General features: G+C 42.0%; 10 protein-coding genes. 3 read left to right on the forward strand and 7 right to left on the reverse strand.

Annotation, left to right across the window (positions count from 1 at the left end; genetic code table 11):
* Positions 1 to 2: 2 nt before the first annotated feature.
* The 5 genes from BIZ38_RS00160 to sdhC form a co-directional block, all read right to left on the reverse strand.
* Positions 3 to 2822, reverse strand: coding sequence for a 2-oxoglutarate dehydrogenase E1 component (locus BIZ38_RS00160; RefSeq protein WP_138600672.1), 2820 nt, complete (start codon positions 2820 to 2822; stop codon positions 3 to 5).
* 84 nt (positions 2823 to 2906) lie between these two features.
* Complete coding sequence (locus BIZ38_RS00165) at positions 2907 to 3623, reverse strand: succinate dehydrogenase iron-sulfur subunit (RefSeq protein ID WP_054551369.1); 717 nt, start codon at positions 3621 to 3623, stop codon at positions 2907 to 2909.
* Positions 3624 to 3633: 10 nt separating this feature from the next.
* Positions 3634 to 5406, reverse strand: a complete 1773-nt coding sequence (sdhA, locus tag BIZ38_RS00170; protein WP_054551370.1) for a succinate dehydrogenase flavoprotein subunit — start codon at positions 5404 to 5406, stop codon at positions 3634 to 3636.
* A complete protein-coding gene (sdhD, locus tag BIZ38_RS00175) occupies positions 5407 to 5754 on the reverse strand; it encodes a succinate dehydrogenase, hydrophobic membrane anchor protein (RefSeq protein WP_054551371.1) in 348 nt (115 codons plus the stop codon). It abuts the gene before it with no gap.
* Entirely contained in the window at positions 5745 to 6122 is a 378-nt protein-coding gene (sdhC, locus tag BIZ38_RS00180; RefSeq protein WP_082389167.1) for a succinate dehydrogenase, cytochrome b556 subunit, read from the reverse strand. The genes sdhD and sdhC overlap by 10 nt, the downstream gene beginning before the upstream one ends.
* A gap of 408 nt (positions 6123 to 6530) precedes the next feature.
* On the opposite strand from sdhC, the gene BIZ38_RS00185 reads away from it, so the two are divergent.
* From BIZ38_RS00185 to BIZ38_RS00195, 3 genes are all read left to right on the forward strand, one after another.
* Positions 6531 to 7817 carry a citrate synthase gene (locus BIZ38_RS00185; protein ID WP_054551373.1) on the forward strand — a complete coding sequence of 429 codons (1287 nt, stop codon included), beginning with the start codon at positions 6531 to 6533 and terminating at the stop codon, positions 7815 to 7817.
* Between the two features lie 111 nt (positions 7818 to 7928).
* A complete protein-coding gene (locus tag BIZ38_RS00190) occupies positions 7929 to 9143 on the forward strand; it encodes an aminotransferase class V-fold PLP-dependent enzyme (protein WP_187489251.1) in 1215 nt (404 codons plus the stop codon).
* A gap of 13 nt (positions 9144 to 9156) precedes the next feature.
* A complete protein-coding gene (locus BIZ38_RS00195) occupies positions 9157 to 9570 on the forward strand; it encodes a SufE family protein (protein WP_054551375.1) in 414 nt (137 codons plus the stop codon).
* Positions 9571 to 9573: 3 nt separating this feature from the next.
* On the opposite strand, the gene tcdA is transcribed toward BIZ38_RS00195, so the two are convergent.
* The gene (tcdA, locus tag BIZ38_RS00200) at positions 9574 to 10368 is read right to left on the reverse strand and encodes a tRNA cyclic N6-threonylcarbamoyladenosine(37) synthase TcdA (protein ID WP_138600668.1); all 795 of its coding nucleotides are present in this window, start codon (positions 10366 to 10368) and stop codon (positions 9574 to 9576) included.
* On the reverse strand, positions 10369 to 11043 hold the full coding sequence (locus tag BIZ38_RS00205; RefSeq protein ID WP_187489252.1) for a TIGR01621 family pseudouridine synthase: 675 nt from the start codon (positions 11041 to 11043) through the stop codon (positions 10369 to 10371). It abuts the gene before it with no gap.
* Position 11044: the final 1 nt, after the last annotated feature.

Here is an 11044-nt window from a genome sequence, read left to right on the forward strand (position 1 = left end):
GCTTATCCTTTCTTTTCAATAGTAAGCGCATCTGCAACGAGCGCTTGTTGTTCTTTATTATGCACTGACATGTAACCACACGCTGGTGATGCTGATGCTTTACGACCTGCGTAAGTTAATTTAGCACCGGCTGGGATTGCATCAACAAAGTGGTGTTGAGAACAATACCATGCACCTTGGTTTTGTGGCTCTTCTTGACACCAAACAAAATCTTTAACGTGTTGGTAACGCTGCATGATTGTATCCATCTCAGCGTGTGGGAATGGATATAATTGTTCTACACGAACAATAGCAATGTTATTTAATTCTTGCTTACGACGCTCTTGTAGTAGCTCGTAGTAAACTTTACCGCTACAGAATACAACGCGTTCTACTTTATCTGCTGCAATATCATCGATTTCATCGATCATATTATGGAACACACCTTCAGATAACTCTTCAAGTGAAGATGTTGCCAACGGGTGACGAAGTAGCGACTTAGGCGTCATAACAATCAATGGACGACGAAGTGGACGTACTGATTGACGACGAAGCATTGCATAAACTTGCGCTGGTGTTGAAGGAACACATACTTGCATATTGTGATCAGCACACAACTGTAAGAAACGCTCTAAACGTGCCGAGCTATGCTCAGGACCTTGACCTTCGTAGCCGTGTGGAAGTAAACATGTAAGACCACATAAACGGCCCCACTTCTGCTCACCTGAACTTAAGAATTGGTCAAATACAACTTGTGCACCATTCGCGAAGTCACCAAACTGTGCTTCCCACATTACAAGTGACGTAGGTTCAGCTGTTGCGTAACCATATTCAAACGCAAGTACCGCTTCTTCAGAAAGAACTGAGTCATACACTTCAAATGCACCTTGCTTTTCGCTGATATTTTGCAGCGGCAAGTAGGTTGATGCATCTTTTTGGTTATGAACAACAGCATGACGGTGGAAGAATGTACCACGGCCTGAATCTTGACCTGTTAAACGGATATCTGTACCCGCATCAACAAGCGTTGCATAAGCAAGTGTTTCAGCCATCCCCCAATCAAGTGGTTTTTCACCTGTTGCCATTAGCTTACGGTCGTCGTAGATTTTCTTAACGCGCGACTGTGCTTTGTGGCTTTCTGGGAAGCTTGCTACTTTTTCGCCAAGCTCTTTTAACTTTTCAACCGATACTGTTGCATCGTACTCAACATCCCAATCGTGACCAACAAACTTAGCCCAATCAGAAGAGTGCGATGTCTCTAGTTGAATTTCTTCAACAACACAGTTGCCTTTGTCTAAACCGTTACGGTAATCATCAGCAAGTGCTTTTACTTCATTTTCTGAGAATGAACCTTCAGCAACTAATTGATCTGCGTAAATTAGACGAGGTACTGGATGCTTTTTGATTTTTTGGTACATAAGTGGTTGAGTCGCGTTCGGCTCATCCGCTTCGTTATGACCATGACGGCGATAACATACTAAATCAATCACTACATCACGTTTAAACTGGTTTCTGAAATCAAGTGCGATTTGAGTAACAAATGCAACCGCTTCAGGATCGTCAGAGTTAACGTGGAAAATTGGTGCCTGAACCATTTTCGCAATATCAGTACAGTATGGTGTAGAACGTACATCAGACTGTTTAGACGTTGTGAAACCAACTTGGTTATTTACAACAATACGGATACTACCACCACAACTAAATGCATTAGTTTGCGATAAGTTAAATGTTTCTTGTACAACACCTTGACCTGCGATTGCAGAGTCACCGTGAATAGTAATTGGTAATGCTTTAATACCTGACTTATCACCTAGACGGTCTAAACGAGCACGTACCGACCCCATAACCACTGGGTTAACGATTTCTAAGTGAGACGGGTTAAATGCAAGTGCCATGTGCACGTTGCCACCCTTAGTTGCAAAGTCAGATGAATAACCCATGTGATATTTAACATCACCTGAGCCTAATGTGTCTTTGTGTTTACCAGCGAACTCATCGAATAATTCTGATGGGTTTTTACCTAAAACGTTCACTAGTACGTTCAAGCGACCGCGGTGAGCCATACCAATAACAGCTTCTTTTTGTCCGCTTTCACCTGCACGATGAATTAGTTCTTTAAGCATTGGTACTAACGCATCACCACCTTCAAGTGAGAAACGTTTTGCACCAGGGAACTTAGCCCCTAAATATTTTTCAAGACCATCTGCAGCTGTTAATCCTTTAAGGATACGTAGCTTTTCTTCTTTAGAGAACGTTGGACGTGATTGCACTGATTCTAAACGTTGTTGTAACCAACGCTTTTCTTCAGTTGAAGTGATGTGCATATACTCAGCACCAACCGACCCACAATAAGTCGTTTTGAGTGCTTGATATAGCTCACCTAATGGCATGGTTTCGCGACCGACAGCAAACGAACCCACATTGAATTCACGGTCAAAATCAGCTTCAGATAAATCGTGGTACTCTAATTCTAGATCACGAACACGTTCGCGTTGCCAAATACCTAATGGATCTAGGTTGGCATTTTGGTGACCACGGAAACGGAAAGCATTAATAAGTTGTAGCACCTTGACCTGTTTAGGATCACCAGAGCCACCCTCTGCTACCACTACTTCTCTATGCTTGTTTTTAGCAAGCTGTGCAAATTGTGAACGAACTTCTGAATGTTTAACGTCAACATCCACACCATCAACTTTTGGTAATTGTTCGAACACTTCTCGCCATTCTTCTGGCACAGAAGTCGCATCATCTAAGTACGCTTCATAAAGCTCTTCTACGTAAGCAACGTTACCGCCGTTTAAGTGAGAAGATTCTAGCCATGCCTTCATCACACCTTCGTGCATTTATAAGCCCTTTTCTTTAGCGCAGAAATTAATTGTTGTAAAAACAAGGTGGTTAATCACTTAACCACCTTACATATTCAAGCTTTAAACAGCGCGGTTTAAAAGCATTGATTTGATTTGTCCAATTGCTTTGGTCGGGTTAAGACCTTTTGGACACACGCTAACACAGTTCATGATACTGTGACAACGGAACACGCTGAACGCATCGTCAAGGTCAGCAAGACGCTCTTCAGTCGCTGTATCGCGGCTATCAGCCAAGAAACGATACGCATGAAGAAGGCCCGCAGGACCGATGAACTTGTCTGGATTCCACCAGAACGAAGGACACGATGTTGAACAACATGCACATAAGATACACTCATATAAGCCATCTAACTTATCACGTTCTTCGATTGACTGAAGACGCTCACCCGCCGCTGGCGTGTCGTTAATTAGGTAAGGCTTAACTTTTTCGTATTGAGTGTAGAACTGACTCATGTCAATAACAAGGTCACGTACCACAGGTAAACCTGGTAATGGGCGAATTACGATTTTACCTTTGCCACCTTTAAGTAGCGTTGATAAAGGCGTGATACACGCTAAACCATTTTTACCATTCATGTTGATACCGTCTGAACCACACACACCTTCACGGCATGAACGACGGAATGATAATGTTGGATCTTGCTCCTTCAATTGCATAAGGGCATCCAATACCATCATATCTTGGCCTTCTTGCGTTTCTAGCGAGAAGTCCTGCATACGTGGTGCATTATCAACATCTGGATTGTAACGATAAACCGAAAATTGTACTTGTGCCATCGTCTCGCTCCTAGTATGTACGTGCTTTAGGTGGGAAAGCTTCACGCAGTTTCGGCGCGTAGTTTACATCACGTTTGCTCATTTCTTCGCTCTTAGGATCGTAGATTGAGTGACATAACCAGTTTTCGTCATCACGATCTGGGAAGTCAAAACGAGAGTGTGCACCACGGCTTTCTGTACGGAAGTTTGCAGCTACTGCTGTTGAGTAAGCTGTTTCCATCAAGTTATCAAGCTCTAGACATTCGATACGTGCAGTGTTGAACTCAGTCGACTTGTCGTCAAGACGAGCGTACTGAAGACGTTCACGAATTTCTTTAAGCTCTTTAAGACCTGTTGCCATTGCATCACCTTCACGGAATACCGAGAAGTTAAGTTGCATACACATTTGTAGGTCTTTCTTGATTTGTACTGGGTCTTCACCTTGGCCAGCTTTAGAGCTTTCCCAACGGTTAAAGCGTGCAAGTGATGCTTCAAGGTCTGAATCAGACGCATCTTTACCTGCTTCAACACCGTTAAGGTACTTACCTAAGAAGTTACCAGCTGCGCGGCCGAATACAACTAAGTCAAGTAGTGAGTTACCACCTAGGCGGTTAGCACCGTGTACAGATACACATGCAATCTCACCAACAGCGAATAAACCTTCAACTACTTTCTCTTGGCCGTTTGCATCAATTTGTAATGCTTGACCATTTACGTTAGTTGGAACACCACCCATCATGTAGTGACATGTTGGGATAACTGGAATTGGCTCTTTAGCTGGATCAACGTGTGCGAATGTTTTCGCAAGGTCACATACGCCTGGAAGACGTAAGTTAAGTGTTTCTTCACCTAAGTGGTCAAGCTTAAGCTTGATGTGTGGACCATAAGGACCATCGCAACCACGACCTTCACGGATCTCAGTCATCATTGAACGAGCAACAACGTCACGAGACGCTAAGTCTTTTGCATTTGGAGCGTAACGTTCCATGAAGCGTTCGCCGTCTTTATTTAGAAGGTAACCACCTTCACCACGACAACCTTCAGTTACAAGTACACCGGCACCGGCGATACCTGTTGGGTGGAACTGCCACATTTCCATATCTTGCATTGCAACGCCAGCACGTGTAGCCATACCAACACCATCACCAGTGTTGATGTGTGCATTCGTTGTCGATGCATAGATACGGCCTGCACCACCTGTTGCTAAAACAACAGCTTTTGATTTGAAGTAAACAACTTCACCAGACTCGATGTCGATTGCTGTACAACCAACAACGTGACCGTCGCTGTTTTTAACTAAATCTAGTGCGTACCACTCAGAGAATACGTTAGTTTTGTTTTTAACGTTCTGTTGGTATAAACAGTGTAATAACGCGTGACCTGTACGGTCAGCTGCTGCTGCAGTACGTGCAGCCTGTTCACCACCAAAGTTTTTCGACTGGCCGCCGAAAGGACGTTGATAAACACGGCCATTTTCAAAACGAGAAAATGGTAAACCCATGTTTTCTAATTCAGTAATAGCTTCTGGGCCTGTTTTACACATATATTCGATAGCGTCTTGGTCACCGATAAAATCGGAACCTTTAACAGTATCGTACATGTGCCATTCCCAGTTATCTTCATGTGAGTTACCCAGCGCAACCGTAATACCACCCTGTGCAGACACAGTGTGAGAACGTGTAGGGAAAACTTTTGAGATAAGTGCACAGGTTTTGCCTGATTCAGTGATAGCTAGTGCTGCGCGCATACCCGCACCACCGGCACCAATCACTACAGCGTCAAATTCACGAACAGAATAATTCACTTAAACACCCCATAAAACGATTAGACCAATTGCTACGTAAGCAACAGCCATAAGGTTTAATACAAAGCCTAAAACAGCACGTAATTTAGCGCATTTAACATAGTCAGTAAGAACTTGCCAAAGGCCGATACGGGTGTGAACCATGATGCAAACTAGGGTAATTAAGGTAAACCCTTTCATTGCTAGGTTAGAGAATAGGCCTTGCCAGGCTTCGAAAGTGACTTCTGGCGTACATAAAAAATAGCCGATAATAAAAATCGCGTAAGCGCTGATTATTAATGCTGTTGCACGTAGTGATACGAAATCTTGTACACCATCACGTTTAAGAGTTGCTTGATTTAAAACCATATCCACACTCCTGCTAGAATTGCAGCTACAACACCTAAAGCTAATGCAACTTTAGCGCTGAAGTTACCTGATTCAAGTTCTTCCCAGTGACCCATGTCCATAATGATATGACGGATACCACCAATTAAGTGATACGCCAATACAGAAATGGTGCCCCATGCTATGAATTTGGCAATGAATCCGCTGAACAGACCCTTGACGAATTCAAAACCTTCTGCAGAAGAAAGAGACTCAGACCAAGCCCAAATGACAAACGTTAAAGCAAAAAATAATGCAACACCGGTGACGCGGTGTAAAATTGATGCTTTAGCCGTTGCCGGCATAGATATAGTTGTTAGATCTAGATTTACAGGTCTTTGCTTTTTCACAGTTACTTGCCCATCTTGCCCTTATCGGGCTCATCTACTTGTTTTTCTAAAACCCATCAAAATGAATTTCGATGGAACTATCTAAGTAAACCGTGTTGATACACAAAAAGTTCACACTTATGCAAAACTCAAATGTAAAAATAAAGTTTACCTACAGACAATACGGTATAAAACCTTGGATAGTATATATAGCCAAAGGTCTTTTTACAATTCTTGTTTAGTAAGAGACGTTTGCGAATTAGCCAATAGTATAATATTTAATCCTGACAGAATATTTATTATCCATTTGTGCATAATGTTTATAAAAATTGACTTTATACCCCTCTTTCACGTTAAAATGAAAAGAATGTGCTTAAACAGATTCAGAACATAACAATCAGAGTTGTTATCTTAATAGGAGATAAATAGATGGCGGATAAGAAAGCCACGGTCCATATTGATGGTCTTGATCCAATCGAACTTCCAATTTACCAAGGCACTGCTGGCCAAGACGTAATCGACGTACGTACGTTAGGTTCACACGGTCACTTCACTTACGACCCAGGTTTCATGTCGACCGGTTCTTGTGAATCTTCAATCACTTACATCGATGGCGGCAAAGGTGTTCTATTACACCGTGGTTACCCAATCGAGCAATTAGCTGATGAATCAAACTACATCGAGCTTTGCTACTTACTATTAAACGGCGAATTACCGACTAAAGAACAATACGAAGCGTTTGCTCAAGAAATCACGCACAACACAATGCTTGATACTAAAATCGCAAACTTCTTCCAAGGTTTCCGCTTTGACGCTCACCCAATGGCAATGCTGTGTGGTGTTGTAGGTGCTCTTTCTTCTTTCTACCACGAAGATTTAGACATTACTGACGCAACACAACGTAAAACAAGCGCAATCAAGCTAGTTGCTAAACTACCAACTATCGCTGCGATGGCTTACAAATACAATGTAGGTCAACCGTTTGTTTACCCACGTAACGACTTAAGCTTCGCTGAAAACTTCTTACACATGATGTTCTCAGTACCAGCTGAAGAATACAAAGTAAGCCCTGTTCTTGCTAAAGCAATGGACAAAATCTTCATGCTTCACGCTGACCATGAGCAAAACGCATCAACGTCAACTGTTCGTCTAGCTGGTTCTTCAGGTGCTAACCCTTACGCGTGTATCGCGGCTGGTATCGCATCTCTATGGGGCCCTGCGCACGGTGGTGCTAACGAAGCATGTCTTAACATGTTAGAAGAAATCGGCTCTGTTGACCGTATCGACGAGTACGTTGCTAAAGCGAAAGATAAGTCTGATCCTTTCCGTCTTATGGGCTTTGGTCACCGCGTATACAAAAACTTCGACCCACGTGCGACAGTAATGCGTCAAACATGTCACGAAGTACTTGCTGAGCTAAACATTCAAGATCCACTTCTTGATATCGCTATGAAGCTTGAGCAAATTGCACTTGAAGACCCATACTTCGTTGAGAAGAAACTTTACCCTAACGTAGATTTCTACTCAGGTATCATCTTAAAAGCAATCGGTATTCCAACAAGCATGTTCACTGTAATCTTTGCAATGTCACGTACTGTTGGTTGGATCTCTCACTGGGATGAGATGCTTTCTCAACCTGGTCACAAGATCAGCCGTCCTCGTCAGTTATACACTGGTGAAACTTCACGCGATTACGTACCAACAGACAAGCGTTAATACGAATTTGCGTTTAAAAAAGGCCGCTATGCGGCCTTTTTTGTTGCCCTGCACTTGTCTATTTGTGCAAAGTAATTAAAATCGTCGCATTCTTGTAGCTTAAGGCCTTTCATGTTCGATATCACAAAAATACGTGCTGACTTTCCAATACTGAATGAAACAGTCAATGAGCAGCCTTTGGTGTATTTAGACTCAGCGGCTACCTCGCAAAAGCCACAGGCAGTTATTAATGCCCTTAGCCGATTTTATAGCCATGAGAACGCCAATGTGCACCGCGGCCGCCATACCCTCAGTGAAAACGCGACACGCAACTATGAACAAACCCGAACGCTACTTGCAGATTATTTTTCTGTAAAAAGTAATGAGATAGTGTGGACCAAAGGCGCAACCGAATCGATTAATTTAATCGCAAATGGTCTGGCTTCGAGGCTTAATCCTGCCGATAAAATTGCCCTATCTGCTATTGAACACCACGCCAACATAGTCCCTTGGCAACAGCTAGCTCAGCGTACCGGTGCAGAAGTCATTATTTTGCCGATAGAAAATGATTTAACTATTAATAGCGTGCACTGTAGTGAATTTATCAAGCAACAAAAGCCTAAAATAGTCGCTATTACCCATGCATCAAATACCCTTGGGAATATCACTGATTTAGCGCCAATCATTAGCGCATGTAAAGCCATTAATGCTATTTCGGTTATTGATGGTGCGCAGGCAGCGATGCATTTACGCCCTAATTTACAAGAGATCTCCTGTGATTTTTACGTGTTTTCTGCCCATAAAATGCTCGGGCCGACAGGTTTAGGAGGCCTATATGGCCGATTTGAGCTGTTAAATTCGCTCGATGTATATCAAACCGGTGGCGAAATGATCGAAACAGTGAACCTAACACACAGCACTTTTCGTGATGCGCCGGGTAAATTTGAAGCAGGAACACCCAATATTGCAGGTGTCATTGCCTTTAGTGAGGCAATAAATTATTTAACATCGTTAGATTTTCAGCAAATGCGTCAACATGAGCATACAGTTTTTGACTATGCGATAAAACAATTATCAGCTATCGATGGTATTAATATCTATTCAAACCAAATACATAACATTGGTAACATTAGTTTTAATTATCGCGATGAACATCCGTTTGATTTAGCCACCCTACTGGATGGATTTGGTGTTGCGGTACGTAGTGGCCATCATTGTACGCAACCTATTATGAGCCATTTAGGCATCCCAGGTACTGTAAGAGCAAGTTTTGCGTTATATAACACTAAAGCTGATGTCGATGCCTTTGTCAGTGCTGTTAAAAGTAGTATTGAGTTATTAGATTAATTTTGGATAAGTTATGAATTCAGCGTTTGAAGCCGTTAGTAAAAACATTGAAACAGCTGCTGGGTGGCAGCAAAAATATCGCCAAATAATGCTCTTAGGTAAGCAATTACCTGTTATGCCTGAAGTACTCAAAGTAGATGATGCTCTAGTTAAAGGCTGTGAAAGTAAAGTTTGGCTATATATCGACTTTGATCACACAGAAAACAGCCTGGTTTTAGCGGGCGATTCAGATACTCGCATCGTTAAAGGACTATTGGCTTTAATTTTAGCCTTATACAATGGTCTAACACCGGAGCAAGCAGCGCAAATTAATGCCTATGATGAATTTGAACGACTCGGTCTAATTAGCCATTTGAGCCCTTCTCGTGGGAATGGTATTAAAGCCATGGTTGATAAAATTCAAACCATGGCTGAACAAAAACAATAAGTTTTATAAACTACGCTGTTTTTTATCTAGGTATTTTCTAATCGCTTTGGCTGCAACAAAAAAGCCAAAGCTGCCTGTTACCATGGTTGCAGAGCCAAAACCATTATTACAGTCCATATTCATTGAACCATCTGCACCTTGTTTTGCTTGGCAAACCTCACCTTCGGAGGTTGGATATACAAGCTGCTCTGTAGAATAAACACAATCGACGTTAAATTTTCGCTTTGGATTGCTACTAAAGTTGTACTGTTTTCGCAAAATATAACGTACTTTTGCAAGCAATGGATCATGAGTTGTCTTTGCAACGTCACCAAAACTGATTTGACTCGGGTCGGTTTGCCCGCCTGCTCCTCCGGTGGTAATAACCGGTAGTTTTATGCGTTTACAGTGAGCAATAAGCGCTGCTTTTTCTTTTACAGCATCAATACAATCAATTACATAGTCAAAACCTTTAATATGCTCACGAATGTTATCTAGCGTAATGAAATCGTCAATAACATTAATTTTGATATCTGGGTTTATCAACTCACAACGTGTTTTCATCGCTTCTACTTTTGCTTCGCCTACGGTGCCAGTTAAAGCATGAATTTGACGATTAACATTCGTTGCACAAATATCATCTAAATCAATGAGGGTTAGTTGCCCTACACCCGTTCGAGCCAATGCTTCAGCAGCCCAACTACCTACGCCACCAATACCAATGACACAAAAATGTGCTTGTTGTAACCAATCAAATTGTTGATGACCATATAAACGTTTAATGCCACCAAAACGGATGTCTTGTGTTGTTTCTTTCATTTACCAATCCAACGTCCAAGGAGCTGTCCACTCTTTGAATTCGTCTGAGTTAAAAACTTCATTAAGATGAGCACCTAAAGTGTAATCGCATCGATATTCTTTAAGCTGCCCTTTATAGCTAAATTGTAGTGCATAGGCATGCAAGTTTGTGCGCTCGTCTTCACTACCCGCATAGGTACTATCACCTAGAATTGGAGCGCCTAAGCTTTTCATTGCGACTCTAAGCTGATGTGTTTTACCAGAGAATGGCTTTAACAAGTATGCACGAAGCCCTGGTCGAATACTTTTTGAATAAAAGCGTGTGATAGCAGGGTTCGTTTGGCTCTTTAACAGCTTAAATGCACCACGACGACTTTTTTGCATATCCCCTTTTATCCAACCTTGCTTTTTCTTAGGCTTAGCATCACTAACGGCCAGATAAAACTTATTTATTTTATGATCAGAAAATAGTGAAGTGAATTCGGCTGCAGCTTCTTTGTTACGGGCTAATATAATTAAACCTGATGTCACTTTATCTAGCCGATGAACCGGATAGAGCTTCTCATTAACAAGCTCTTCAGCAAGTACGACAAAACCAGCACATTGTTCACTATGAAAGCTCACTCCTGCTGGTTTATAAAAAACAAAGAAGTCATCTTCAATGGCATGAAGATGAACATTGTTTACATCATGCATT

Source organism: Pseudoalteromonas sp. BZK2, assembly GCF_014349195.1.
GTDB lineage: Bacteria > Pseudomonadota > Gammaproteobacteria > Enterobacterales > Alteromonadaceae > Pseudoalteromonas > Pseudoalteromonas simplex.

What these genes read in the sequence shown, in the direction of transcription:
- BIZ38_RS00160 (WP_138600672.1), bottom strand. Translation starts at nt 2,822, where the DNA reads ATGCACGAAGGTGTGATGAAGGCATGGCTAGAATCTTCTCACTTAAAC.
- BIZ38_RS00165 (WP_054551369.1), bottom strand. Translation starts at nt 3,623, where the DNA reads ATGGCACAAGTACAATTTTCGGTTTATCGTTACAATCCAGATGTTGAT.
- sdhD (WP_054551371.1), bottom strand. Translation starts at nt 5,754, where the DNA reads ATGGTTTTAAATCAAGCAACTCTTAAACGTGATGGTGTACAAGATTTC.
- BIZ38_RS00185 (WP_054551373.1), top strand. Translation starts at nt 6,531, where the DNA reads ATGGCGGATAAGAAAGCCACGGTCCATATTGATGGTCTTGATCCAATC.
- BIZ38_RS00190 (WP_187489251.1), top strand. Translation starts at nt 7,929, where the DNA reads ATGTTCGATATCACAAAAATACGTGCTGACTTTCCAATACTGAATGAA.
- BIZ38_RS00195 (WP_054551375.1), top strand. Translation starts at nt 9,157, where the DNA reads ATGAATTCAGCGTTTGAAGCCGTTAGTAAAAACATTGAAACAGCTGCT.
- tcdA (WP_138600668.1), bottom strand. Translation starts at nt 10,368, where the DNA reads ATGAAAGAAACAACACAAGACATCCGTTTTGGTGGCATTAAACGTTTA.
- BIZ38_RS00205 (WP_187489252.1), bottom strand. Translation starts at nt 11,043, where the DNA reads ATGCATGATGTAAACAATGTTCATCTTCATGCCATTGAAGATGACTTC.